22 protein-coding genes are annotated in these 26,599 nt (G+C 41.5%); 2 read left to right on the top strand and 20 right to left on the bottom strand.

All coding sequences use genetic code 11. The features are described from left to right. Positions 1 to 11 precede the first annotated feature (11 nt). The 16 genes from mutS to HCJ54_RS02835 all read right to left on the bottom strand — a co-directional run bounded on the left by mutS (position 12) and on the right by HCJ54_RS02835 (position 19,323). Entirely contained in the window at positions 12 to 2,603 is a 2,592-nt protein-coding gene (mutS, locus tag HCJ54_RS02760) for a DNA mismatch repair protein MutS (RefSeq protein ID WP_187136572.1), read from the bottom strand. Positions 2,604 to 2,744: 141 nt separating this feature from the next. Further along, complete coding sequence (locus HCJ54_RS02765) at positions 2,745 to 3,119, bottom strand: YlbF/YmcA family competence regulator (protein ID WP_376699082.1); 375 nt, start codon at positions 3,117 to 3,119, stop codon at positions 2,745 to 2,747. Next, a complete protein-coding gene (locus tag HCJ54_RS02770; protein ID WP_036065014.1) occupies positions 3,119 to 3,919 on the bottom strand; it encodes a TIGR00282 family metallophosphoesterase in 801 nt (266 codons plus the stop codon). Before HCJ54_RS02770 ends, HCJ54_RS02765 begins: the two co-directional genes overlap by 1 nt. Positions 3,920 to 3,997: 78 nt before the next feature. Beyond that, the gene (locus tag HCJ54_RS02775) at positions 3,998 to 4,495 is read right to left on the bottom strand and encodes a GNAT family N-acetyltransferase (RefSeq protein ID WP_187136833.1); all 498 of its coding nucleotides are present in this window, start codon (positions 4,493 to 4,495) and stop codon (positions 3,998 to 4,000) included. Positions 4,496 to 4,627: 132 nt separating this feature from the next. Further along, a complete protein-coding gene (gene rny, locus HCJ54_RS02780; RefSeq protein WP_036065010.1) occupies positions 4,628 to 6,190 on the bottom strand; it encodes a ribonuclease Y in 1,563 nt (520 codons plus the stop codon). 248 nt (positions 6,191 to 6,438) lie between these two features. Next, positions 6,439 to 7,488: a recombinase RecA gene (gene recA / locus HCJ54_RS02785; protein ID WP_185408672.1), complete on the bottom strand. Its 1,050-nt coding sequence runs from the start codon at positions 7,486 to 7,488 to the stop codon at positions 6,439 to 6,441. Positions 7,489 to 7,801: 313 nt separating this feature from the next. Continuing rightward, positions 7,802 to 9,064, bottom strand: a complete 1,263-nt coding sequence (locus tag HCJ54_RS02790; protein ID WP_187136573.1) for a competence/damage-inducible protein A — start codon at positions 9,062 to 9,064, stop codon at positions 7,802 to 7,804. A gap of 109 nt (positions 9,065 to 9,173) precedes the next feature. Continuing rightward, a complete protein-coding gene (gene pgsA, locus HCJ54_RS02795; protein ID WP_187136574.1) occupies positions 9,174 to 9,752 on the bottom strand; it encodes a CDP-diacylglycerol--glycerol-3-phosphate 3-phosphatidyltransferase in 579 nt (192 codons plus the stop codon). Between the two features lie 109 nt (positions 9,753 to 9,861). Beyond that, the gene (locus HCJ54_RS02800; protein WP_187136575.1) at positions 9,862 to 10,818 is read right to left on the bottom strand and encodes a helix-turn-helix domain-containing protein; all 957 of its coding nucleotides are present in this window, start codon (positions 10,816 to 10,818) and stop codon (positions 9,862 to 9,864) included. 33 nt (positions 10,819 to 10,851) lie between these two features. Beyond that, the gene (gene ymfI, locus HCJ54_RS02805; protein WP_187136834.1) at positions 10,852 to 11,586 is read right to left on the bottom strand and encodes an elongation factor P 5-aminopentanone reductase; all 735 of its coding nucleotides are present in this window, start codon (positions 11,584 to 11,586) and stop codon (positions 10,852 to 10,854) included. A 90-nt stretch (positions 11,587 to 11,676) separates the two neighbouring features. Then, positions 11,677 to 12,960: an EF-P 5-aminopentanol modification-associated protein YfmH gene (yfmH, locus tag HCJ54_RS02810; RefSeq protein WP_187136576.1), complete on the bottom strand. Its 1,284-nt coding sequence runs from the start codon at positions 12,958 to 12,960 to the stop codon at positions 11,677 to 11,679. After that, positions 12,953 to 14,236 (bottom strand): EF-P 5-aminopentanol modification-associated protein YfmF, encoded by a 1,284-nt coding sequence (yfmF, locus tag HCJ54_RS02815; RefSeq protein ID WP_187136577.1) that lies wholly within the window; start codon positions 14,234 to 14,236, stop codon positions 12,953 to 12,955. Before yfmF ends, yfmH begins: the two co-directional genes overlap by 8 nt. A gap of 111 nt (positions 14,237 to 14,347) precedes the next feature. Further along, on the bottom strand, positions 14,348 to 15,298 hold the full coding sequence (locus HCJ54_RS02820) for an ABC transporter permease (RefSeq protein ID WP_036065001.1): 951 nt from the start codon (positions 15,296 to 15,298) through the stop codon (positions 14,348 to 14,350). Next, positions 15,295 to 16,347, bottom strand: coding sequence for an ABC transporter permease (locus tag HCJ54_RS02825; protein WP_036065000.1), 1,053 nt, complete (start codon positions 16,345 to 16,347; stop codon positions 15,295 to 15,297). The genes HCJ54_RS02820 and HCJ54_RS02825 overlap by 4 nt, the downstream gene beginning before the upstream one ends. Continuing rightward, a complete protein-coding gene (locus tag HCJ54_RS02830) occupies positions 16,340 to 17,875 on the bottom strand; it encodes an ABC transporter ATP-binding protein (protein WP_036064999.1) in 1,536 nt (511 codons plus the stop codon). The genes HCJ54_RS02825 and HCJ54_RS02830 overlap by 8 nt, the downstream gene beginning before the upstream one ends. Positions 17,876 to 18,255: 380 nt before the next feature. After that, the gene (locus HCJ54_RS02835; protein ID WP_185408677.1) at positions 18,256 to 19,323 is read right to left on the bottom strand and encodes a BMP family lipoprotein; all 1,068 of its coding nucleotides are present in this window, start codon (positions 19,321 to 19,323) and stop codon (positions 18,256 to 18,258) included. Between the two features lie 313 nt (positions 19,324 to 19,636). Between HCJ54_RS02835 and proG the strand changes: the two genes are divergently transcribed. Beyond that, entirely contained in the window at positions 19,637 to 20,473 is an 837-nt protein-coding gene (gene proG / locus HCJ54_RS02840) for a pyrroline-5-carboxylate reductase ProG (RefSeq protein ID WP_187136835.1), read from the top strand. A gap of 61 nt (positions 20,474 to 20,534) precedes the next feature. On the opposite strand, the gene HCJ54_RS02845 is transcribed toward proG, so the two are convergent. Both HCJ54_RS02845 and HCJ54_RS02850 read right to left on the bottom strand, forming a co-directional pair. Continuing rightward, positions 20,535 to 22,814 (bottom strand): DNA translocase FtsK, encoded by a 2,280-nt coding sequence (locus HCJ54_RS02845; RefSeq protein ID WP_187136578.1) that lies wholly within the window; start codon positions 22,812 to 22,814, stop codon positions 20,535 to 20,537. Positions 22,815 to 22,956: 142 nt separating this feature from the next. Further along, positions 22,957 to 23,826: a YitT family protein gene (locus HCJ54_RS02850; protein ID WP_425324786.1), complete on the bottom strand. Its 870-nt coding sequence runs from the start codon at positions 23,824 to 23,826 to the stop codon at positions 22,957 to 22,959. Positions 23,827 to 24,083: 257 nt separating this feature from the next. On the opposite strand from HCJ54_RS02850, the gene trhO reads away from it, so the two are divergent. Next, positions 24,084 to 25,043 (top strand): oxygen-dependent tRNA uridine(34) hydroxylase TrhO, encoded by a 960-nt coding sequence (trhO, locus tag HCJ54_RS02855; protein WP_187136580.1) that lies wholly within the window; start codon positions 24,084 to 24,086, stop codon positions 25,041 to 25,043. 43 nt (positions 25,044 to 25,086) lie between these two features. Here trhO and fni read toward each other — a convergent pair whose 3' ends face one another. Further along, positions 25,087 to 26,142: a type 2 isopentenyl-diphosphate Delta-isomerase gene (gene fni, locus HCJ54_RS02860; protein WP_187136581.1), complete on the bottom strand. Its 1,056-nt coding sequence runs from the start codon at positions 26,140 to 26,142 to the stop codon at positions 25,087 to 25,089. 39 nt (positions 26,143 to 26,181) lie between these two features. Further along, a complete protein-coding gene (locus tag HCJ54_RS02865; protein WP_036064986.1) occupies positions 26,182 to 26,544 on the bottom strand; it encodes a DUF1033 family protein in 363 nt (120 codons plus the stop codon). Positions 26,545 to 26,599: the final 55 nt, after the last annotated feature.

The raw sequence follows: 26,599 nt of genomic DNA on the forward strand, positions 1-26,599 counted from the left end.
CACCTGCCTTCCTATTCCTTTGCTTTTTTCTGTAGATCATAAAGCGTTGACATCGCATCCATCGGCGTCATATGCATCAAATCGATATTTTTAAGGAGCTTGATCAATGTTTGTTCTTGTTTTGTGCGAACCGTCTTTTCTTCAATCGGAAACATCGAGAGTTGCACCTCTTCTTGGATATCTGGGACACTGACAGCCTGATCTGGTACGATAATTTTATCCTCCGAACTCTCCAACTGTTCCAAAATATGGCGCGCTCGATCGATCAACTTTTGCGGTAAATTAGCGAGCTCAGCCACATGAATACCGTAGCTCTTATCCGCAGGGCCGTTTTCAATTTTATGGAGAAAGACCACTTTACCATCCTCTTCTACCGCGCTTACATGGACATTATGCATCTGTGGTAAGGTCTCATCTAAAATCGTCAGCTCATGGTAATGCGTCGAGAACAGGGTTTTAGCGTGCACCTCTTCATGAATATATTCAATAATCGCTTGGGCTAGCGCCATACCATCATACGTCGCTGTCCCACGCCCAATTTCATCAAACAAAATAAGACTGTTTGCAGTGGCATTCACAATCGCATTGCGCGCTTCGAGCATTTCTACCATAAACGTACTCTGCCCAGCAATCAAGTCGTCCGCTGCACCAATCCGTGTGAAAATTTGATCGAAAATAGGCAATGTTGCTTGTTCTGCTGGGATATAGCAACCGACTTGCGCCATGATCGCCGTTAGCGCAATTTGACGCATGTACGTACTCTTACCAGACATATTTGGCCCCGTGATTAGCAACATACCACGCGAGTCATTCATCACGCAATCGTTCGCAACGTAGCTCTGCGTGCCCATCACTTTCTCCACAACTGGGTGGCGTCCTTGAATGATCTCCAAGTCCCCCGTTTTATTCATGATTGGTTTTACAAAATGATTGTTTTCACTAATATTAGCAAAGCTTTGCAAGCAATCGATTTCGCTGATGACTTTCGCTAAGTTTTGGAGGCGCTCGATGTATTGCTTGACCGTTTCTCGAACCGCAATAAATAATGAATACTCAAGTTCGATACTTTTTTCCTCGGCATCTAAAATGAGGCGCTCTTTCTCCTTCAAATCAGGTGTAATATAGCGCTCGGCATTGGTCAAAGTCTGTTTGCGCTCATAACGATTTTCCGGCAGAGCAGCAATGTTCGCTTTCGTAACCTCGATATAATAGCCAAACACGCGATTAAAACCAACTTTCAGCGATTTAATCCCCGTTAACTCGCGCTCTTGACGCTCCAATTCCGCAATCCACGTTTTCCCGTTACGACTGGCATCACGATATGTATCCAGCTCCTCGTTATACCCGTCTTTAATAATGCCACCTTCTCGAATGGAAATCGGAGGTGATGGATTAATGGCTCGCTCTAAAACATCGGCCAACGTCCCACACGGATCAATGGCATCAATAATCCGCGTCAAATTCGGCCGATTCATCGATTTCAACGTCTCTTTCAACAGCGGCACCTGATATAACGAGTGCTTCAATTGCATCAAGTCGCGCGCATTCACATTACCATAAGCCACGCGTCCCGCCAAACGTTCCAAATCATATACCTGTTTCAACTGTTCCATCAGTTCCATGCGTTCGAAATAATGGTTAATAAAGCTGTTGACATCCTCCTGTCGCGCCTCAATCTCATCTAAATGAATTAACGGACGATCGATCCACTGCTTCAGCAAACGTCCACCCATCGCAGTTTTTGTCTGATCAAGCAACCAAAGCAATGTGCCCTGCTTTCCTTTTCCACGAATCGACTCAGATAATTCCAAGTTTCGCTTTGAATAATAGTCCATTTTCATATACTGGCTCGTCTCGTAATGCACTGTTTTCTGCAAATGCGACAAATCCCGTTTTTGCGTATCGATAAAATAGTTTAGCAACTTAGCAATTGCTTTCTTCTCAATCGGATGAATCGTGTTCGTTACAAGCGCGTGGTATCCATCTGGTAATTCATTATTGTTCTCATACGAAATGAATAATCCTAACTGCTCACGAACAGCCTCTGGAAATGCCTCGCTAAACTCAATGCCAACCACCATTTCCTTCGCAGATAGCGTCGTCAATTCATTGATGAGCCGGTCCTCACCCATGGGAAGCACTGTCGATTTCAGCTCTCCCGTTGAAAGATCACAATACGCAAATCCGTACTCCTTCTCCTCGTGTTGAAAGACAGCCGCAATAAAATTGTTTTCTTTTTCCTTCAAGCCCTTTGCTTCCATCATCGTTCCCGGAGAAATCAACTGCACTACTTCCCGTTTCACCATACCTTTTGCAAATTTGGCATCTTCCACTTGCTCACAAATCGCGACCTTGTAACCTTTATCGATCAGCGTATCAATATAACCCGCAGCCGAATGGTACGGAACGCCACACATCGGAATCGGGTTATCCGAGTTTCCAGCACGCGCCGTCAACGTTATCTCCAAAATCTGTGATGCCTGAATCGCATCTTCAAAAAACATTTCATAAAAGTCTCCCAATCGGAAAAACAAAAAGGCATCTTTATAATTTTCTTTAATTGCTAAATACTGCTTCATCATCGGCGTAACTTCTACTGCCATTCCAATCAACCCTTTTTCTCTTTGTTTAAAAGTTATTTTGTCTTATTATTATAGCACAATAGAGTAAAATCATGAAGAAAAGCCCGATTCAGATACAAAGAAACGATGCAGTGATTTAAAAGCACGCTGCATCGTTATCTCTTATTTTTGTAGCTCAGAGGTGACTTTGTCGCTAATCTCCCGCGTAATCGATTGTAGCAAATCATTCGCTTCTTCCTGTGAACGTCTAAATTCCTGCACGATCGGCAAGTGATCAATCTCCGCTGTCAAAGCATCAATATCATTTTCTGTTTTCTTTACCGCTCCGAATTTTTGATAATGCTCTAGGTTAACAGCCTCTTTTTGCAATTTCTTGATATCGCCCACCTTCGCAGCTACTTTTTGATTCGTATTAATCTTCGCTTCCGCAGCACGGTAAAATTCCACGGCTTCTGTTTTTTGAAGGGCGTCTTTTAACTCGCGCGCCTTGGCGATGATATCTTCTTTTTGATAGGTCAAAATAGGTACCTCCTTCATCAAAGCGTGAATGGATGATCTTCATTAATCAAAATTCGCTCGATTTTCGTCGCACGGCCCGTCGTGTCATGAATGCTAATCATGCAACCTGATAAAACAGCGCGGCCAGTCTTTGGAACTTCAAACCGAGAAGGCATCGCTGTTAAGAAACGACGTAAACTGGCCTCTTTATCCATACCTAAAATACCGTCATACGGTCCTGTCATACCGACATCGGTCAAATAGGCCGTTCCTTGTGGTAAAATCCGATTATCCGACGTTTGCACGTGCGTATGCGTACCAACAATCGCCGTGACGCGACCATCGACGTACCAACCCATCGCTTGTTTCTCGCTCGTCGTCTCCGCGTGAAAATCAACAAAGATAATATTCGTACGTTCGGATGCCTCGGCAATCAGCTCGTCCATTTTGCGGAATGGATCATCTAGGTCCGACATAAAAACACGACCCTGCATGTTGATAACTGCCACTTCCAACTGGTTACTCTTAATAAAAACAAGCCCTGTACCCGGCGTCGTTTCTTCCGGAAAATTCGCCGGTCGCACCAAATACTTCGCATCATCAATAAATTCAAAAATATCGCGGTTATCCCAGGCATGATTCCCAAGCGTGACCGCATTCGCACCTTGTTCTAGAAACTGTTTGTAAATTTTCTCTGTAATTCCACGTCCTGCCGCAGCATTCTCCCCGTTAATGACAGTTACTGTCGGACGGTACGCTTTTTTTAGCTGTGGTAAATATTCCGTAATCATATCGCGACCGATAGACCCCACAACATCCCCAATAAATAATAATTCCATCGTTTTGCTCCTCACTATCTCTATATGTGTTCATTATACCGCGAAACACTAAAAAATACCCGTACTATTTTAAGTATATTATTTCCCGACCAGTTGGCTTCTTCGTTCCAATAAAGCCACATCCCGGAAAATGCCATCCATTTCGCCGAGTTTTTCATGGATACAAAGCGTTTTAAATCCGAATTTTTTATGTAACGCGATACTAGCCGTGTTTTCTGGAAAAATCAATGATTGTAGCGTCCAGAATCCTGCTTTTTCGCTTTCGCTAATCATATGTGCCATCAATGCCGTTCCAATTCCTTTTCCAGCGGCTGTCGGATCGATATAGATACTGAGTTCTGCAACACCACGATAGGAAGGCATTGCTGAAAACGCCAATAATGCTGCCCAGCCTATTGTTACGCCATCTTCTACTACGACAAAACGACAAGCGTCCAAATACTTCTGATCCCATACCGCAAAAGTTGGAACTTCTTTTTGAAACGTTGCATTTTTCCCGTCAATGCCTGTTTGGTAAATGCGTGCGACGTCGGAATAATTATTTTTTTGAAAATTTCTGATTTCCCATTTTGTCATCATATCAAATCTCCCATTCTTAGATTACTGCATATTATAGCCCTGTTCCTAAACAGGAAGCAAGGAAAGTGCTCCATACACACCAAAACACGCAGCTCCGATATGGATCCTGCGTGTTTTGGTTATGTGAGATTACTTCGCGTATTCTACAGCGCGAGTCTCACGGATAACGGTCACTTTAATATGACCAGGGTATTCGAGTTCTTCTTCAATCCGTTTTCTAATGTCTCGTGCAAGTCGGTAAGAAGCAAGGTCATCGATAGAATCTGGTTCCACAATGATACGAACTTCGCGCCCGGCTTGAATAGCGTACGATTTCTCTACGCCTTCATAAGACTCGGAAATTTCTTCTAATTTTTCTAAGCGGCGAATGTAGTTTTCTAGTGTTTCACTACGAGCGCCTGGTCTTGCGGCTGATAAGGCATCTGCTGCCGCTACTAAAACAGCGATGACAGATGTTGCTTCTGTGTCTCCATGGTGGGAAGCGATACTGTTAATGACAATATCATTTTCTTTATATTTGGTCGCAAGCTCTACACCAATTTCGACGTGGCTGCCTTCAATTTCATGATCGATAGCTTTACCAATATCATGAAGGAGTCCAGCACGCTTAGCCATTGTTACATCTTCACCAAGCTCACTAGCCAAAATTCCGGCTAACTTCGCAACTTCTAATGAGTGATTCAAGACGTTTTGTCCGTAACTTGTACGGTAACGTAAACGACCGAGAATCTTGATTAGATCTGGATGAATGGAATGAATACCAACTTCAAATGTCGCTTGTTCTCCGACTTCACGGATATGTTCGTCTACCTCTTTACGAGCTTTGTCGACCATTTCTTCAATCCGCGCTGGGTGAATTCGTCCATCTTGTACGAGTTTCTCCAAAGCAATTCGCGCGATTTCACGGCGAACAGGATCAAATCCGGAAAGGATAACTGCTTCTGGCGTATCATCGATGATTAAATCGATACCAGTGAGTGTTTCGAGTGTACGAATATTACGGCCTTCACGCCCAATAATTCGACCCTTCATCTCATCATTTGGTAGATTCACAACGCTTACTGTTGTTTCGGCAACATGATCTGCTGCAGAGCGTTGAATCGCTAGAGAAAGAATGTTCTTCGCTTTCTTATCTGCTTCTTCCTTTGCCCGAGTTTCAGATTCTTTTACCATTACGGCTGTATCATGTGTTAACTCTTCTTCTACTTGGCTCAAGATAACATTCTTCGCCTCGTCTTTTGTAAGGGCAGATATTCTTTCTAGCTCTACTTGTTGTTTTTCGATCATCTCTTCAACTGTGCTTTCCTTTTCTTCAATATGTTGTTGACGTTTACTGATACTCTCCTCTTTTCTTTCAAGAGTTGCTTCCCTTTTACTTAAAGAAGTATCTTTTCTGTCGAGGTTTTCCTCCCTTTGCAATAAGCGATTTTCTGATTTTTGTAGTTCCCCTCTTCGCCCACGAAGTTCATTTTCGATTTCAGTACGTAACTTATGATTCTCCTCTTTTCCTTCAAGCAATGCTTCTTTCTTCATGGTTTCTGCTTCTTTTTTAGCGTCTTCCGTGATTAATTCAGCCGTACTTCTGGCAGCTGCCAATTTCCGTTCGGAGCTTGATTTATAAATTAGAGAACCAACAACCAGACCGACGATCAAGAAAAGCAAGCTGGAGATGATTGTGATTACGAGTTCCATCCTTACACCTCCTTTGCTATTCAATTCTTTTTAATGGTTATGTCGGTTGCCAGAAATATTCCTGACACGCGTGTATTTTTTCATTTTTAAATGTAAAATATACAATTTAATTCTATAGGTCAATCCATCTATTGTCAAGGAAAGCGCTAAGATGTAAACGGAATCAAAAAAAACTTCACTAAATTAAGAGATTATATCAAAAAAGCCACCCAGTCATCACGCGATTGGGTGGCTTTTCTTCGCTTCTTTTATTTATCTTCATCAAGTAAATCGATTTCTTCTGGTAAAGCGTCTTCTGTAAAGTTAGGTTTTACATCGATTTCGTATTCTTGACGAACACGTTTGGAAATTTCATCACGAATTTCAGGATGCTCTTTCAAATATTGTTTAGCATTCTCGCGACCTTGACCGATGCGTTCTTCATTATAAGAATACCATGAACCACTCTTATTGATTACATCAATTTCTGACGCCATATCAACAAGTTCACCTTCGCGCGAAATACCTTGGCCATACATAACATCCACTTCAGCAACACGGAACGGTGGTGCTACTTTGTTTTTGACTACTTTAATCTTGGTTTTATTACCAATAACATCTGTACCTTGTTTCAACTGTTCTGCACGTCTTACTTCTAGACGAACAGTCGAATAGAATTTCAACGCGCGTCCACCTGGTGTTATTTCAGGGTTACCAAACATAACACCTACTTTTTCACGAATTTGGTTAATGAAAATCGCAATGGTTTTGGATTTATTGATAGCACCAGATAGTTTACGCAGTGCTTGGGACATCAATCGCGCTTGTAAACCGACATGAGAATCTCCCATTTCACCTTCGATTTCAGCACGTGGCACAAGTGCTGCTACGGAATCGATAACTAGGATATCAACGGCACCACTACGAACTAACGCCTCTGCTATTTCTAGCGCTTGTTCTCCTGTATCTGGTTGCGATAATAGTAGTTCATCAATGTTAACGCCTAAGTTCTTCGCATAAGCTGGGTCTAGCGCGTGCTCAGCATCAATAAATGCGGCTGTCCCACCTTGTGCTTGCACCTCTGCAATCGCGTGTAGCGCAACGGTTGTTTTACCTGAGCTTTCTGGTCCGTATACTTCGATAATACGCCCACGTGGATAACCACCGACTCCTAATGCAATATCAAGTGCTAATGAACCACTGGATATTGTAGAAATATTGTGGTCTGATTGTTCCCCTAACTTCATAATGGAACCTTTACCGAATTGTTTCTCAATTTGTTTTAACGCCTGATCTAAGGCCGCTTGACGATCACTCACATTATTGCCTCCTAGTCTTTATCTATAATATCTAATCCATAAAAACAATCTTCAACGTATGCATCAACTTGCACGCTTCCTTGTGATAGAAGTGACGTGTTGATTTACGGTCTGTTTTTATTGCCTATAGATACTATACCTTATTTTTTTAAGATACACAAGCAAAAAGCGAATATTTGTTCGTATTTTTTTATTGCTCGCCATTTTCATCTCATACTGATCAAATTCGCTTCCTCGCCATGCCTTTATTATAGCGGGTTTACAAGGTTTCGTCTAACCTTTTTTTATCCCTATTGGATCAAGTTTTAACCCCTTATTTCTCACTTTTCTCTAATTTTTCATCCAAAAAAGCTTTAATCAGCGCAAAACCCTCTTTTACAGCTCGGCGACGATTGTAATTGCGATCTCGGTTGAATGTATAGCGATAGGCAAGCGTGGGATAGTCTACAACGCTTAGACCGATCCAAACAGTGCCAACTGGATGACCTTCTAATGATTTTGGACCTGCTACACCGGTAAAGCTAATTCCTATATCTGTCTTGCATAATTTCCGAATGTTATCTGCCATCTCCATTGCACAAGCTTGGCTGACAACGCCTTCTTGTTCCATCGTTTCTGTGGAGACGTGTAGTAACTCATGTTTCATTTCATTACTATATGTGACCATCCCACCTTTAAAAATCTTAGAAATTCCTGTTGTGCCACCTAATTCCGCTTGAAATAAGCCAGCTGTGAGGCTCTCAGCTGCTGAAATAGTCATGTTGGCATCCATAAGCTGCTGAATCACTAAATCAACGAGGGTGACCTCTCCAGAGCCGTATATGTATGCTCCGTCCCGCTTAATGATTTCTTCTTCTGATGTTGCAATAAGCTGTAAAGCCTCTTCTCTTGTTTTTGCAGAAGCTGTCAGCCGAATCACGACTTCATTTTCGCCCGCATAGGTCGCAATCGTTGGGTTTGTCTGTGTAGCAATTAAGTCTTTCAGGTCATCTGCTAGTTTGGATTCACCAATGCCGAAAAAACGTAATATCTTGGATTCTAATACAATTTCGTGCTCGCTATTTTTTAGTAACAGCAGTTTCGCATATTTTGTAAACATCGGTTGCATTTCTGAAGGAGGGCCAGGTAGTAAAACATAGGTGTGGGAATCGGTTTCTAAAAACATGCCAGCTGCAAAGCCGAATTCGTTTGATAACACATGCGATCCTTCAATGATCTCTGCTTGACGCTTGTTGTTTTCTGACATTTTGTCATTTCTTGCCGCAAAAAAGCTTTCAATTTTGGATAAATGGTCTGTGTCATAAATAATTCCTTTTGTTAAATATGATGCTAAAACTTGTTTCGTAATGTCGTCTTCTGTTGGGCCTAAACCACCCGTGAAAATCAAAATATCGCTTCGTTTTTCGGCGATTTTAATCACTTTTTTCAAGCGTTCAGGGTTGTCTCCAACAACTGTATGATGATATACATAAACACCACACTCGGCAAGCTCTTTTGATATGAATGCGGCATTGGAATTCACAATTTGGCCAAGTAATAGCTCCGTTCCAACAGCAATAATTTCTGCACTGCGCATGAAAACACGTCCTCTCTATTCTTCTATACTACATCTTCTATTTGAAAAATACTAATAGTTGAGATCAAAAAAAAACAACTTATCTAAGCATAGATAAGTCGCTGCATAATTACATAGAACCTTTAAAGATATTACGGTTTTTGTAGAAATAATCCCAGCCTGACCAAACAGTGAAGAAGGTACAAACGTATAGGAAAATTAAATCGATGCGAATACCGCTCCATTCGAACGGCCAGTTGTGTAATAATAACAACGGAATCGCGATCATTTGTGTGAAAGTCTTAATTTTGCCGAGTTGTCCAGCTGCCATTACTTCGCCACCTTCAACAAGTAATAGTCGCAAGCCAGTAACTGCAAATTCGCGGCTGATAATAATGATGATGACCCAAGCAGGGGCAATATGTTGCTCTACTAAAACAATGAATGCTGCTGCTACAAGTAACTTGTCCGCCAATGGATCGGCAAATTTCCCAAAATTAGTAATCAGATTATACTTCCTAGCTAGATGACCATCAAACCAGTCTGTCAGTGCCGCAACGATGAAGATTATAGCGGCGATAATGTTTGATACTGGAATTGTGGAATCAAGCCATGTAACTGTTCCTAGACCAAGCGGAGCCACACATAATACGACAAAAATCGGTATTAAGATGATGCGCGCCAATGTTATTTTATTAGGTAAATTCATTTTCCCCACCCCTTCTTTACTATGTAATAACGCAGCGCGGCAATAACTGCTTACGCTTATGCTAGATGCAAAATGTAAGCTTTTATCGCCACGCTGTATTTAGAGCTTGTTATTGCGCGCTACTATCACTACTGTCTGAATTGCTATCAGTCGTGCCAGTATCCGTGCTTGTTGCAAGGTTAATCGTTAATTTCTGCGTAATGGAATCTTTCGCTAGTTCTGCCGCTTGGTCATTGATTTTCATTGCTACCGGTGTTGCATTTCCGACCGTTACTTTGGTAGATTTGCTACTTGCGAGGTCGAATGTTTTCGTTTCACCGTCAGCAATAATGCCACCGAAAATACTTGAGCCGGCATCATCTGTAACTTGAATCCAACTTTCACCGCCGGATAATGTAAATGTTAAGGATAGCTTATCAGCATTAGAGACCGTATACGTTGTTGCGTTTCCAGACGTATCTGCTTTGATTTCAGTTTTCTTCGGTTCGTCTTTTTTCTCAGTCTCAGTTGTTGTATCTTTTTTCGGCTCATCTTTCTTCGTCGTATCTTTCTTGGTGTCCGTGCCTTTGGTTGAATCGTCGACCTTGACAGCAGAATCATTGCTACTTGTATTCTTTACTTCGTCTCCTGATCCACCGGCATTATAAATTGCAAAATACCAAATAACAAAGCCGATAACGACGATAAACAATGCGATTAGAATCTTCGGAACAAGCCCAAAGACAGAATGTGTCGTGTTCGGGTTATCATTACCCGGCTGACTCGCAGCAAGTGGCGCACGACGTTGCTGTGCACGCGTCATTTGCTCGTTTACGACCGCTTCTTGACTTGTAGCTGGAACTTCATTCTCAAATTCTTGAAAAAGCTCTTCGCTATTTAAATCAACGGCCTCTGCGTATTGCTTAATAAAAGCTCGCGCATAGAACTTACCCGGCATTACTGCATAGTTACCTTCTTCAATAGCCACGAGATAACGCTTTTGAATCTTTGTTATTTGTTGTAGATCATCGAGACTTAGACCCTTTGTTCGCCTTGCATTTTTGAGTTTCTCACCTAGTTCGGTCAATTTTAAACACCTACCATTACATAAAATCTTTTCTTACCTCATAAACCATCCACCGTCTAAACGCATCGTTTGTCCAGTCATATAACTTGCGCGATCGCTTGCTAAGAAGGCGACCGCTTCCCCAATTTCGCTCGGATTTGCAAATCTGTGCATGGGAATCTCGGTTATTATTGCTGTCTTTTCTTCCTCGTTAAAAAGGTGATTCATTTTTGTATCTACCATTCCTGGAGATACTACATTGACAGTCGTGCCTGTTGCAGCTATTTCTTGAGCCAGCGCTTTACAAAATGCAATCTGTGCTCCTTTGACAGCCGAATAAGCCACTTCCATCGCAGCCCCAACTTCTCCCCAGATAGAACTAATAAAAATAATTCGTCCTGATTGACTGTGTTGCAATTTCGGAATCCATTTCTGCAATAACTGCATCGGAAAGTGAACATGAATATCCCACAAATTCTTTATTTCCTGATCAGGCATATCTTGAAACAAGCCGTAATAGCTATTTCCAGCAGCATGAACAAATACATCTAATTGAAAAATTGATTCCTGCAACCAAGCAATCTGGCCAGAATTAGTAAAATCAGCTTGAATCGGGATAACATCCACATCGAAAACAAGTAACTCTTCTCGTAGTAGCTGTATCGCCTCTTTGTTACGATAATAATGCAAATATAAGTGAAATCCTTGTTTTGCAAGCGCAATCGCGATTTCTCTTCCTATATCTCCACTCGCTCCAGTGACTAGCGCGCATTTCGTATCATTTCTCAAAGACGATAATTCCCTTCTATCCATTTCTTTCATCATAGCATGACTTGGCTCCAAATGCCATTTATTTTATTAAAATTAAAAAATTGATGGTCACTCTGGTACGATTTGGAAAGTCGTCACACGTTCTTCCATATAGACCCGTTTCAAAAACGCTTCTATGTCCGCGACTGTCACTGCTTCGATTGCCGGCAAAATATCGAATAGGGATGCTTCTTCAAAGATGTATTGCGAAAACTGATTAGCGATAAATTCCGGTGAGTTTAAGGAACGCAGAAACTGCCCCATTTTTTTACGTTTTATTAGTTCTAAATCTGCCTCTTTGAAGCCTGTCTGAATAGCATTGGCAAATGTTTCTTTAATTTTTCGTTCTTGCAGATCTGGATCTTTTGCGTCACCACCAACGAGCACAAAAGAAAAGCTGTCTTGTAAACTATAATCAAAACCAAACGTATCGTCAATAATACCTTGGTCGTATAATTCTAAGTAAGCATCTGATGTTGTGCCGAATAGCAGTTCTAACATGATATCAGCAGTCATTTCGTGCTGCACCGCTTCTTTCCCTCGTAATAAACCGATATCTTCTTTAATCGCCACCAGATTTTTCGCAATTTGAACGGGGAACGCCAATGTTTTCTTCTTCACTGCGACAGATTTAGGCTCCTCTGGGAAATGACGCTTCACGGGTTTTGCGGATGCAAAGGTTTTCTTCGATTGGTTATTACGAACTTGCTCAATCGCTTGCTCTGGATCGACATTACCGACAATGAATAAAATCATGTTGCTCGGATGATAAAATGTATTGTAACACAGGTATAGTAAGTCTTTATCAATGTCAGCGATGGATTCAACGGTCCCTGCAATATCAATTTTCACAGGGTGGTGATGGTACATGTTTTCAATCGCACCGAAATAAACGCGGAAATCAGCATCATCATCGTACATTTGAATTTCCTGACCGATAATCCCTTTTTCTTTCTCCACGGTCTCTTCGGTGAAGTATGGCTCTTGAACAAAATCAACGAGTGTCTCTAAGTTTTCTTCCACGTTCGATGTACTTGAGAACAGGTAAGCAGTGCGTGTAAATGATGTAAAAGCATTAGTAAAAGCACCCTTTTCACCAAATTTAAAGAACACATCCCCATCTTCTTTTTCGAAAAGCTTGTGCTCTAAGAAATGCGCGATACCATCGGGAACACGTGTAAAATCTTCTTGGCCAATTGGCACGAATTCATTATCAATCGAGCCATAATTTGTTGTAAAAATTGCAAATGTCTTGCTGAATCCGTGTTTTGGCAAGACGTATACTTGCAATCCGTTCTCTAACTTTTCATAGTATACAGCTTCTTTTAATTGATCATAGCTTTTTTTATTCATTGGAATCAGCTCCTTTGCTTAAGAAATAAATCGTATCGAGTTCAAACGAACCTGTAGCAGCAACGACTTCTTCTTTTGTCACAGCAGCGATTCGTTTTAACCAATTCGCTAAGTCGAGATTCGCTTTTTTCAAAGTATTATTATAGGCAAGTTCAATTAAACCTTGCGCTTGATCGTTTGCTTCCAATAGCTGATTGGATAACATCGCTTTTGTTTGTGATAGTTCTTCTTCCGTAAAATCGCCAGCTTGCATAGCCGCCACTTGTTCTTTAATAATCGCCAAGGCTTGATCGTAATTTTTCTCGTCAATCCCTGCAGAAATCAGCATGAAGCCATGGAATGAATCTATACGGCTATTCGCGTAATAGGCCAAACTCGCTTTTTCGCGAACGTTAATAAAGATTTTCGAATTGGCAAACCCGCCGAGTAAACCGTTCGCAAGTTGCAATGGGACATAGGCATCTTCACCAAATAAAATATTCGTTCGATAGCCAAGCACAAGCTTCCCTTGATTAATTGGCTGATTTTCCTTCACAGTAGTAACGTTCTTAGGATGGATAGGTGCTATCACATCAAGCTCACGATAAGCGCGATCGGCAAATGGTAAGGCTTTAATCAATGGAATAACCGCGTCTTTTTTCACGTCGCCACAGATAAATAAATCGATGGTATCCTCCGCTAAAAACTGTTGATAGTATTCAAATAGGTCGGCACCTGTGATGCCAGCAATGTCCTCTAAAACACCAGCCGCGCCATATTTATAATTCTCATCGGCAAACATGATCTCTGTTAACCGTTTGTTGGCATAGCGAATTTTATCATCGTAGACGCTTTCTAAACGCTGCGCCAAGTTCTCCTTTTCGCGTGCTACGGTTGCTTCATTAAAACTTCCGTCCGCAACATGGGGGTTAAAAATAATTTCTTGAATAAGCTCAAATGCTTGTTGTAGTAATGCGTCTCCTTCAGGGACAAATTGGCCGTCCACCATATCAAGCACGGCCGTAATAATGTGCTCATTCCCTTTTTTATCAACCGATGCGTAAAAATTGGCACCATAAAGACTTGCAAGTTCTTTACGAAATGCGGTTTGCGTCGGATATTTTTTGGTATTTGTTTCAATTAAAGCAGCGATCAAAGCCCGTTTTGTTGTGGTTGCGCGATCAAGTGGCGCTCTAAATTTAAAGACGATTTTATTGGATTTATATTTGTCGGAAGGAATAAGCGTTAACTGAATCGCTCCAACTTGTTCTTTATATTCCTGTTTTTGAGTCGTCATAAAAAATCCCTCCTTCAATTTACTGAACCTTGTTATTGTACCCTATAATACGCATCTAAACAATTAGAAAGCCCAGTTTCGTTAGTTACAACTGAAACCGGGCTTTCGCTTTTATTTACCTTTAATATAATTGATACCATCTGCTTTTGGTGCTTCAGATTTACCAATAAGTCCCACGAGAGCAAGAATCGTTAGTACGTATGGGGCAACTTGTAAGTAAACGTCTGGAATGTCGCTGAAGAATGGTAGTTGACCACTGATAATGCTCAGACACTGCGCAAATCCGAAGAAAATCGCAGCTCCCATTGCACCAAGTGGATTCCATTTACCAAAAATCATCGCTGCTAAGGCCATATAACCTTGACCAGAGATCGTTGCATGTCCGAAATCTAGCGTGAACGATTGGGCGTAAACTGCTCCACCAAGCCCACCTAGAATACCGGAAATAATGACACCTTGATATCTCATCCAGCGAACTTTGATTCCCATCGTGTCAGCTGCTAGAGGATGTTCCCCAACAGAACGAAGACGCAAACCAAAGCGCGTTTTATAAATAATAAACCAAGATGCAATCGCCACAAGAATCGCGACGTAACTCATAACCGGCACGTTTTTGAAGAAAATATCGCCAATGACAGGAATATCTTTCAAAACAGGAATATCCGGCTTACCAAAATAATGTTTAATTTGATCGGTTTGTCCTTTATCGTAAATCACTTTAACGAGGAACAAGGAAATACCGAGTGCTAAAAAGTTAATCGCAACACCACTAATAACGTGATCGGCGCGGAAATTAATCGTTGCAACGGCATGTACGAGTGAGAATAGACCGCCGACAAGCATCCCTGCAAAGAGGGCAACCCAAGGCGTCCAGTCACCGAATACATCAGCAAACGTTAAGTTGAAGACAATCGATGAAAATGCTCCCATGATCATCATACCTTCGAGACCGATATTAACAACCCCGGCTCGCTCAGAAAATACGCCTCCGAGCGCTGTAAAAATGAGTGGTCCAGCCATTAACAATGTACTGGAGACAATAATCGCTAAAGTCGAAATCATTTTGTTTTCGCCCCCTTCGCAAATTTATCCATTGCCCAGCGAATAATATAACTAGAAGCAACGAAAAAGATAATAAGCGCGATAACCACGTTTACTAACTCATTTGGAACTCCAGCGACAGCAGGCATGTTTAGCGATCCTACTTTTAACGCTCCGAATAGAATAGCGGAGAAGATAATACCAATTGGCGAATTACCACCGAGTAAAGCAACGGCAATACCGTCAAATCCGGTACCTGGAGATGTCGGTAATACATACGCTGTTCCGTAGTTACCAAGGCCTTCCATCGCGCCAGCAAGTCCAGCAAGTCCTCCAGCAATGATCATCGAGACAACGATTGTTTTCGCGACGCTCATTCCGGCATATTTCGAAGCATTTTGGTTAAAACCAACCGATTTCAATTCGTAACCAAATGTCGTTTTATTAATCACGAGCCACATGATAAGTGCGCAACCGACAGCGATCAAAATTCCCCAGTGAAGCGACGAATATTGCGTCATTTCTTGTAGGAACGGTGATTGAAGTGATGCGGATGCAGGAACCTCTTTTGTTTTGTCCAATTGTTTCGTCAGTACGTTTTGCACGATATAGTTGAAAATATAAAGCGCTGTGTAGTTCAACATGATCGTCACGATAACTTCATTCACTTTTAGCGTAGCTTTTAAGATCCCTGGAATGAAAGCCCAGAAAGCGCCACACACGATTCCAGCAAGCAAAGCAAGCGGCAAGTGAATCCATTTATCTAATCCATCAAAACTCAGCCCTACTGCAACAGCACCGATCCAGCCCATTAACAGCTGACCCTCTGCTCCAATATTGAAAAGCCCTGCTTTAAAAGCAATCGCGATCGAAAGACCGACTAGAATATATGGCGTTGCTTGACGTATCGTTTCTCCAAGATAGAAAGAATCGCCAAACGCGCCTTGGAAAAGTGCAATGTAAGCGTCTATCGGATTGTATCCGAATAGCAACATAATAATAGCTCCAAAAAGTAAGCCTAGAATAACGGCCGTAACTGGTATAACAAGGGCTTGAACTTTTTTAGACATGCGTTTTCTCCCCCGTTTCCCCTTTAGATGATCCGGCCATCAGTAGACCAAGTTCTTGCTCGGTTGTTTCCTCAGGTTTCACAATAGCCACAATCTTACCTTCATAAATAACCGCGATTCGGTCACTCACATTTAAAATTTCATCAAGCTCAAAAGACATCAGCAAAATAGCTTTGCCCTCGTCACGTTGCTCAATTAAACGACGATGAATAAACTCAATCGCACCAACATCAAGTCCACGTGTCGGCTGTGCCGCAATCAGGAAATCTGGGTCACGGCTAATTTCACGCGCGATAATCGCTTTTTGCTGATTTCCACCAGAAAGTGCTTTCGCCGCAACGTATTCACTACTTGTACGCACATCATATTCTTCAATTAGTTTACGCGCGAAATCGTACATTTCCTTATGATTTAAGAAACCTTTATTCGAAATTGGTTTTTTGTAGTAAGTTTGTAATGCAATATTTTCACCGAGTGACATTTCTAGAACGAGTCCATGTTTATGGCGATCCTCAGGAATATGTCCCAATCCAGCTTCGGTAATACGGCGTGGTTTTTTATTTTCAATGTGTTCGCCTTTTAGCAAAATCGAGCCCGTCGTTGCTTTTGTCAGCCCCGAAATCGCTTGAATAAGCTCGCTTTGACCGTTACCATCTACCCCAGCAATACCGACGATTTCACCAGCTCGAACGGTGAGGTTCAATCCACGAACGCTCTCCACGCCACGACTTTCTTTCACAACAAGGTCCTTCACTTCCAGCACATCTTTTCCTGGACTGGCAGGTGTCTTCACGGTAGTAAAAACGACTTCGCGTCCAACCATGAGATTGGCTAGTGCTTGTGGACTTGTTTCAGGAACATTCACAGTTCCCATCCCTTTACCGCGCCGGATAACCGTTACGCGATCGCACACGTCCATGATTTCTTTTAATTTATGAGTAATCAGGATAATCGACTTGCCCTCTTTAATTAGCGTACGCATAATCGAGATCAATTCTTTAATTTCTTGTGGCGTCAGTACGGCCGTCGGTTCATCAAAAATAAGAATATCTGCCCCGCGATACAATGTTTTCAAAATTTCCACACGTTGTTGCATACCAATCGAGATGTCACTAATTTTAGCATTGGGATCTACTTTCAAGCCGTAGCGATCTGAGATAGCTTGTATTTCTTCCAGCGCTTTTTTCTTCTCGATGACGCCAAACTTACTAGGCTCTTTCCCCAAAATAATATTCTCAGCTACGGTAAATTTATCGACAAGCATAAAATGTTGATGCACCATACCGATTCCGAGATCGTTAGCCTTATTAGGGCTATGAATTAGCTCCGTTTTGCCATTGACGCGAATTTCGCCACCATCTGGTTCATAAAGTCCGAACAAAACATTCATCAGTGTTGATTTCCCAGCACCGTTCTCACCTAGCAGCGCGTGAATTTCGCCACGCTTGAGTTGCAAGGTGATGTTATCGTTTGCTACAAACCCAGAAAATTCCTTTCTGATCCCTAACATTTCAATAACATAATCCACTGTCTCACTCCCTTTATTAATAACAAATATCCATTGAATGGATTGATTTCTTTTTTGATGTAAACCGTTTTACAAGCGCTAAGTTTATGTAAAATAGTTCCCTTTTGATGACAAATAAAGTGCGATATGTAGTCTTCCAAAAAAGTCTTCACCTTATTCTATTTCGAAACGCTCCGTATTGCAATTCATTTTTATAAAAAAAGCATAAAAATAGACCTTATTTTATAAAAATATGCTTTTTGACCTACGATTAGAGAATATAATCCAACGCTTACTAGGTTAAACCGCTTACAATACGAACAAAAAATAAAATCATCCTCCGATCATTAATGAAAAATAAAAACCGGTTGAAAAACCGGCTTTTATCTTTTAACGCTTTATCAAGGTTTTTGTGGAACTTTGATGTCACCGTCAATGATTTTTTGCTTGTATTCATCTACTTTTGCTAAGACTTCTTTGCTTAGGTTATCTTGACTTGAAGAAAGACCTACGGCATTTTTATCAAGACCGTATTCGATTTTCTCGCCACCAGGGAAGTCGCCAGCTTTTGTACGTGTCGCTAAATCGTCCACCGCAATGTCTACACGTTTGATTTCAGATGTTAGTGTTACGTTGTACTCTTTGCCGTCATTTGCTGTGACAGCTCCTTCGTCCCACTGGTCACGGTCAACACCGATTACCCATACAGCACGGGCTGGATCTTTTTTCTTCAAGTTCTTAGCTTCAGCGAACACACCGTTACCAGTTGCACCAGCTGCGTGGAAAATAATATCTACGCCACCATTGTACATACCAGCTGCAATTTGTTGGCCTTTATCTGCTTTTGCGAAATCATTTGCGTATTGCACTTTTACTTCTGCTTTCGGATTTACGGCTTTCACGCCTTCTGTGAATCCAGCTTCAAAGCGATCGATAACTGCGCCTTTTACACCACCGACAAATCCAACTTTGTTTGTTTTAGTCGTTAAACCGGCAACAACACCAACAAGGAATGAACCATCTTGATCCGCGAATCCGATACTTACAACATTGTCGCGATCTGTAATCGTATCATCAACAAGTGCAAATTTGTTTTTTGGTTTTTGTTTTGAAACGTCTTCAATAGCGTCTTTTAGTTTGTAGCCAATACCATAAATAAGATCATAGCCACTGCGGACTGCTGTATTCAGGTTGGTTTTGAAATCTGCTTCAGAAGCGGACTGCAAGTAGTTATAGCCATCTGTTCCTTTTTCAAGGCCGTTAGCTTTACCGAACTTTTGCAAACCTTCCCATGCTGATTGGTTAAATGAACGATCATCTACCCCACCAGTATCTGTTACCATTGCTACAGTAAATTTATCACTGTCGCCACTGCTCTTCTTACTGTCATCTGATGATCCACACGCCCCAAGCACAACGCCTGTTGCTAAAATCATGGATAGTGCTAAAGCAAATGTACGCTTTTTCACCTTAAAACCCCTCCCGAGAGATAAAATTATAGTTATTAGCACCCCAAATGCGAACGATTAGAAAATATGTATAGTATATGTTCCCCTTTTGCGCATCTAAAAGTCCTCTTTGAAAACGGATACTGTAACTCTTTTTAATATACCACGGAATGTAAAATAAATAAATATCGAAGCTCAAAGTAAATATTCAAAATATATTCTGAATATTAATTCTTTTGTTAGAGTAAATGGCTTGCAAGTGAAGTCAAAGATCAGCATAATAGGTATATGTGCTTCAAATGGTAGCATAATTTTGAATAGAGACGAGATGATTATCATGAAAGTTGGTTTTATTGGGTATGGCAGTATGGCAGATTTATTGACGCGGCAGTTTTTAGCGCATACGGATCTGGCACCCTCAGAAATAATTGTATACACGCGGTCAGAAAATGAAAAATTGAAAGATATTCATGAGTTATTCCCTAATGTGACGATTGCCAAAACGAGTCAAGAAGTATTTGAACAAGCAGTGCATACGTTTGTTTGCGTTTTACCATTGGGTGTTTTGCCTGTTCTCTTAGAAAATAAGCAAGCACTTTCTAGCAACAAGCATGTAATTTCAATTGCTGCAGGGGTATCTGTCAATGATTTGAAGCATGTCACGACGGACGCGCAATATAGTAAATTGATCCCTTCATTAACAACATCTGTTGGGATTGGAACAAGTTTAGTTAATCATGACGCATCTGTTTCCGAGGCAAACCAAACGTGGTTGAATGACGCGCTTGGGGCATTTAGTTCTGTCATCGAAGTAGCGGAGGAGGATATTGATTTAGCTAGTGATTTGACGAGTTCATCGCCAGGTTTCATTGCTGCTATCTTTGAACAGTTTGTTCAGGCGGCCGTTCGTAAATCTGACTTAACGGAATCAGAGGTTTTTCAAATGATTAGTAATTCCTTAGCTGGAACATCTAAACTATTGGCCGAGCAAGACTATACATTTAATTCACTGATTAAGCGTGTAGCAACAAAAGGCGGGATTACAGCTGAAGGTGTAGCGCTTAGTGAAGACAAGTTGCCTGCGTTTTTTGACGAATTACTCAAACGAACCGAACGAAAATACGACGATCACCATAAAGAAATTAAAGATCAAATTAAAACGTTATTTTAAAAAGGAGAAAACAAAAAACGTAAGGCGCCATTTCTGTGCTTTACGTTTTTTGTTTGGAAAGTTATTCTTCGTATTCCGGTATATCACTAATATTCACGCGGCGAGGTTTACTACCCTCGTGTGGACCAACAACGCCTCGCTGTTCCATTTCATCGATGATTCGAGCTGCACGATTGTAACCAATACGGAATTTGCGTTGTAACATGGAAACCGATGCAGTTTGCATGTCGCGTACGAGCTCTACGGCTTCGTTATACAGTTCATCCTCTGCGTCTATATCTACGTCTGGTACTTCATCAGGAATCATATCTTCGTTATACTGTGCTTTTTGTTGGGCAACAACGAACGAAACGATATCCTCGACTTCTTGGTCGGATAGGAACGCTCCTTGAATCCGCACAGGTTTGCTAGAGCCCACAGGGAGAAACAGCATATCCCCACGACCAAGCAACTTCTCAGCGCCTCCCATATCTAAAATAGTTCGAGAGTCAATCGAACTTGATACGGCAAAAGCAATTCGAGACGGGATATTGGCTTTGATGACCCCTGTTATAACATCAACAGATGGGCGTTGTGTCGCAATAATCAGGTGTATTCCTGCCGCACGCGCCATTTGCGCTAATCGTGTGATTGCGTCTTCCACATCATTTGAGGCAACCATCATCAGATCGGCCAACTCGTCAACGATGACCACAATAAACGGCAACTCAGCCTGTTTTGCTTCATTTTGCTCATTCTGTTGACGTACATGCGCATTATAGCCAGCCATGTTTCGTGTCCCTGTATGAGAGAATAAATCGTAACGACGCTCCATCTCTGACACTACTTTTTGCAAGGCTTGTGCTGCTTTCTTCGGGTTGGTCACAACCGGTGCAAGTAAGTGCGGAATCCCATTGTAGACATTTAACTCTACCATTTTCGGATCGATCATCATCATTTTTACTTCATGTGGTTTGGCGCGTAATAGGATGCTTGTGATGATGCCGTTTATACAGACAGATTTCCCACTTCCTGTTGCCCCAGCGACAAGCATATGCGGCATTTTATCAAGATTAGCGACGATCGCATCTCCAGAAATATCACGTCCTAGGGCGATTTGTAGCTTCTCGTCTGGTCGATCATTCGGATTGTTTTCCAACACTTCACGAAGTGCTACCATCGCGACGGTTTGGTTAGCGACCTCAATACCGATGGCTGATTTCCCCGGAATCGGTGCTTCGATACGGATGTCTTTAGCAGCAAGAGCAAGAGCGATATCATCACTCAAGCCAACAATCTTGCTTACTTTTACGCCCACAGATGGCTGTACTTCATATTTTGTAACCGCTGGACCTAGGTGGACTTGCGTGATCTTGGCTTTGACACCAAAACTTTCAAATGTCGATTCTAACTTCTGCGCATTCGCCTTAATTTGATCGTACTCTTTACTCTGATCAGTCGGTTCTGCTGGTGTTAACAAATCGATTGGTGGCAACTGATAGATCTCATTCTCAAAAGATTCCTGCTGAAAAGTGATCGGCGGTGCTTCGTCATCTTGTGTCAATTCTAACTTCACTTCTTTTTTAGCGATTTCTTGTGCTTTCTGAAAGTTAGAGATGATCGGCGGTAATTTCGGTTCCACTGGCTCTTCTGCCACTTCAAGAATCGGCTCAGCTTCTTTTACATTTGGTTTTGGTTTCACTGTTTTCTTTGGCTTTACCTTCCGCTTCTTGCCCTTTTCAAAAAGACGATCCATTTTATCAAAGAGCGGATGCAAAACGGCGACTACTTTGGTATAGGCTGTTCTTAGAGGGATTCCCGTCAACAAAGATAATCCATAAATCACAAGCACTGTCGCGATAATATTGGTGCCAATACGGTCTATTAGAAAATATGTAACGGTAACAATTCCCGAACCAATAATGCCGCCGCCAACTTGATCGATTTGACTCGGATGCCCCAGGTTTTCAATGAGTAGCTTCCACATCGTGCTAAAAATCGGCGCTCCATCTGCGAGTACATGTGTTACATACCACATTTGAAAAAACGTCAAAAAGCCAAGAAATATTAAATAGCAACCGTTTAAGCGTTTCGTGAATAGAGGCGGGAATTCCCCTTTAAAGATAAAATAAATACCAAGAATGGCGAATCCAATAAGGAGGGCGATCGCTAAGTCCCCTGCGATAAACTCGCCTAGCGCATAGGCAAGTCGCCCAATAAAGCCCAGATTAAAAATACCGATTAAGCTAAGACCAGCAATGATCACGCCACTTATCTCAAAGGAGTATGATTTCGTTGTTTGCTTTTTCTTTCTCGTCGTTTTTTTCGAGCGAGATGATTTTTTCTTTGTTTGATTTGCCAAATTCCCCACCCTATCTATTTTTAAATCCCACTCATTATAACATAAAGTTGATGGATAAACCTCCACCTTTAGTACGAAATACGAAAATACGTTCTTATACGTAAAAAAGACATTCCCTAGTTTGGAAACATCTTTTTTTACGTCATAAATGCGGCGTTTTCTTATTCATCATTTTGCCACCACGAACTTCTGACATATTATTCCCAACGGCCAAGAAAGCCTCCGGGTCAATGTCGTCCAAAATGGAAATTAGTTTGGGCTCTTCAAAGCGGGAGATAATAACGAAAACTACTTTTTTTATGTCACCTGAATAACCACCTGATGCATCAATGTACGTCACACCTTTTCCGAGTTGATCGACGATTTCGGCACCAATTTTTTCGTAGTGTTGGCTAATAATAAAAGCACTTTTCGATTCATCTAAACCGCTGATGACAATATCAATCACCTTGTAGGCTAGGAAATACGTGATCAGAGAATACATCGCGCGATCCCAGTTGAAAACTAACCCCGCAACGAGGAAAATCACGATATTGATTGCCATAATAATTTGGCCAGTAGAAAAAGGTGTTTTGCCATTGATAATAATCGATACGATTTCTGTACCATCTAGCGCCCCACCATTACGAATTACGATACCTACGCCAAGCCCCAGAGTAACACCACCAAAAACAGTTGCGAGCAATAAATCATCTGTTACTGGTTCTAAATCGTGTAATATAAGCGTTACAATCGACATCACGGCAATACCATATAGTGTGAAAAGTGCAAAACTCTTCCCTATTTTACGATATCCGATGATGAAGAACGGGATATTAAGAACAAATGTTAAAACACCTAGTGGCGCTGGCGTTAGCTGGGAAATAATGATGGAAATACCGACAATTCCTCCATCCAGAATGCGATTATTAACTAGAAATAACTCTAATCCAACCCCCATCAAAATAGCACCTAGCGTGATCATCAGAATTTTATAGATCAGCCATTTTGTTTTGTTGCGTTTTTTTACAATTACCTCTTGTACTACCGTCTCTTCTACCGCAGTTTCTCCTGATTGCAAAAGCTATCCACTCCCATACGATTTTTCTCTACTATAAATTATATCATATTATAGTAATCGGTTAAATAATTATTTCAAAAATTGAACTATTCAGATGGAAAGTTAATGTATTGCCTCTTGCATCATTGGCTATAAATATAGTATCATAGACAATGCGCAAACTAGGAAATTCATTTTTCCAATAAAAAATAATTAAGGGTGGTTAGAACATGAGCAGCTATCAAGTGTTGTTATATTACAAATACACAACGATTGATAATCCTGAGCAATTCGCAGCCGAACATCTCGCTATGTGCAAAGAAATTGGTCTGAAAGGACGGATTTTAGTAGCAGAGGAAGGCATAAACGGTACTGTTTCAGGGACAGTCGAGGAAACGGAAAAATATATCGAGGCGATGCACGCAGACGCGCGTTTTGCTGACATGGTATTCAAAATTGATGCGGCAGACAAGCATGCTTTCCAAAAAATGCACGTTCGTCCGCGCCCAGAAATTGTTTCCCTTTCACTCGAAAACGACGTCAATCCTTTAGAAATTACGGGAAATTATATGGAACCTGAAGAATTCCGCGAGGCTTTAAAAGACGAGAACACAGTCATTCTGGATGCAAGAAATGATTACGAATTTGATCTAGGTCATTTCCGTGGTGCGATTCGTCCAGATATCGAGACGTTCCGTGATCTACCGGAATGGGTAGAAGAGAACCGCGAATTATTTGAAGATAAGAAAGTTGTGACGTATTGTACTGGCGGCATTCGCTGTGAGAAATTCTCCGGTTGGTTGAAAACAGCTGGTTTCGATGATGTTTCTCAATTGCATGGCGGTATTGCAACCTACGGAAAAGATGAGAAAGTGAAAGGGGACCTTTGGGATGGCATGATGTACGTGTTTGATGAGCGTATCGCTGTTCCAATCAACCGTGTGGATCATACGATTGTTGGGAAAGACTACTTCGATGGTACACCTTGTGAACGCTACATCAACTGTGCTAATCCTTATTGTAATAAGCAAATCCTCGCGTCAGAGGAGAATGAGGAGAAATATTTACGTAGCTGTTCGCATGAATGTCGGACACACCCGGCTAACCTATATGTCAAAAAACATGCACTAAGTCCAGAGGATTTAGAAGCGCGTTTAGCAGTACTCGAAACACCGATAAGTGCTAAATAAACGAAGAAAAGAGTTGTTACCAATCACGGTAGCAACTCTCTTTTTATGTTCTATTCGCGAGATGATCGGTGGGCACATGTCTCAGCTTAGCAAAATGTTTTAGATCCCCTTCAATAAGTATCGCTTTTTGAGCCAATTCAGGAATCCCTTTCGCGCCAAGAAGCGTCATAATACTTCTTAACTCCCCCTGCCAATTTTGTAACATTTGGATGGTTGTTTCGATATCTGTTCTTTTCAACTGATGTAAGACGACGCCAGATATACCAACAGATTTAGCGCCCAACGCCAGGCATTTCACAATATCTAGCGGTGTTTTTATGCCTCCTGATGCGAGTATTTCTAAAGAACTATTTTGGCAATCAAGTAGAGATTCTGCCGTCGTTAAGCCCCAATCTTCTAAATACCGATACGCTCCGTCACGACGCCGGTCTGATTCAATTTTAGCGAAATCAGTTCCACCTTTACCGCCAATATCCAGCGTTTTCACACCAACGTTTTGCAATTGTTCCATTAATTCGCGACTCATTCCAAAGCCAACTTCTTTCACTATCACAGGAAATTCATGTAGCGCAACGATTTGCTGAATGGCCTCTAACCAATTGGAGAAATCACGGTCTCCCTCTTTCATCACGAGTTCTTGTGCCACATTAATATGTATTTGTAAAGCATTCGCTTCCAACATTTCTACAGCTTTCCTAGCATTGTCCACTGAATTATTCGCGCTCAAATTTGCAAAAATTTTACCAGCTGGGTTTTCCTTTCGAACGACGCTATAGGTGTCGATCATATCCGGATCTTGCAATGCCGCTGATTGTGAGCCAACCGCCATCGCAATGCCAGTTTCACGTGCGATAATCGCCAAGCTTTGATTGACTTGCTTCGTTCGGGTACTTCCACCAGTCATGGCATTGATATAGAATGGTAATTCGAAACGCTGATTTGCAAATTCCGTCTGTAGTGAAACGGAGTCTGTATGAAAATGCGGTACGGGCTGCGGTACAAATCTGACATCAGCAAACGACGTCATCCCCTCATCAAATTGCCCATATGCAAGTGTAATATGTTCATCCTTGCGGCGCGATCTGTGTTGATCCTCCATCTCTATTCCTCCTCTTCCTATCAAAAAAACACCTAAAAATCAGGCGTCCTTTGACATATTTAGCTCCTCTTTAAAAGCAAAAAACGTTGTCAATTCGTCTGCTGTTGGTTCATATACGCGTTCATTCAAAAATAAAATGAGGCCATGGAACGTCTGAATGTCATCTTCACACTCCTCACAATACTGAGTCTCCTCCTCAGACCAAGTCGCTAATAAGACCTCTTTTTTGACGGCATTATTTGGGTATGTTGTCATTAATTGTTGTGCTAGCATCTGATATTTCTCCATCGCCTCCTGTTTATTTGTATACGTAAACGAAGATTCAATATCCTTTTGCCAATCTTCAAAAAACCACCAAGGTTCATACTCACCTTTCGTCACAATGATTTGAAATTTATCCATCCCTAAAAACACCTTACTTTCATTCACTTCATAATGTAAAACTATTATAGCACAA

Origin of the sequence: Listeria grandensis (genome assembly GCF_014322885.1) — a bacterium.
Classification (GTDB): domain Bacteria; phylum Bacillota; class Bacilli; order Lactobacillales; family Listeriaceae; genus Listeria_A; species Listeria_A grandensis.

Excerpts from the sequence above, each read along its gene's own strand:
- HCJ54_RS02770 (WP_036065014.1), bottom strand. The coding sequence starts at position 3,919 with ATGGAATTATTATTTATTGGGGATGTTGTGGGGTCTATCGGTCGCGAT.
- HCJ54_RS02865 (WP_036064986.1), bottom strand. The coding sequence starts at position 26,544 with ATGGATAAATTTCAAATCATTGTGACGAAAGGTGAGTATGAACCTTGG.
- HCJ54_RS02820 (WP_036065001.1), bottom strand. The coding sequence starts at position 15,298 with ATGATTTCGACTTTAGCGATTATTGTCTCCAGTACATTGTTAATGGCT.
- pgsA (WP_187136574.1), bottom strand. The coding sequence starts at position 9,752 with ATGAATTTACCTAATAAAATAACATTGGCGCGCATCATCTTAATACCG.
- HCJ54_RS02790 (WP_187136573.1), bottom strand. The coding sequence starts at position 9,064 with ATGCGCAGTGCAGAAATTATTGCTGTTGGAACGGAGCTATTACTTGGC.
- HCJ54_RS02765 (WP_376699082.1), bottom strand. The coding sequence starts at position 3,119 with ATGAAGGAGGTACCTATTTTGACCTATCAAAAAGAAGATATCATCGCC.
- trhO (WP_187136580.1), top strand. The coding sequence starts at position 24,084 with ATGAGCAGCTATCAAGTGTTGTTATATTACAAATACACAACGATTGAT.
- HCJ54_RS02825 (WP_036065000.1), bottom strand. The coding sequence starts at position 16,347 with ATGTCTAAAAAAGTTCAAGCCCTTGTTATACCAGTTACGGCCGTTATT.
- mutS (WP_187136572.1), bottom strand. The coding sequence starts at position 2,603 with ATGGCAGTAGAAGTTACGCCGATGATGAAGCAGTATTTAGCAATTAAA.
- yfmF (WP_187136577.1), bottom strand. The coding sequence starts at position 14,236 with ATGACGACTCAAAAACAGGAATATAAAGAACAAGTTGGAGCGATTCAG.
- rny (WP_036065010.1), bottom strand. The coding sequence starts at position 6,190 with ATGGAACTCGTAATCACAATCATCTCCAGCTTGCTTTTCTTGATCGTC.
- yfmH (WP_187136576.1), bottom strand. The coding sequence starts at position 12,960 with ATGAATAAAAAAAGCTATGATCAATTAAAAGAAGCTGTATACTATGAA.
- fni (WP_187136581.1), bottom strand. The coding sequence starts at position 26,142 with ATGGAGGATCAACACAGATCGCGCCGCAAGGATGAACATATTACACTT.
- HCJ54_RS02775 (WP_187136833.1), bottom strand. The coding sequence starts at position 4,495 with ATGACAAAATGGGAAATCAGAAATTTTCAAAAAAATAATTATTCCGAC.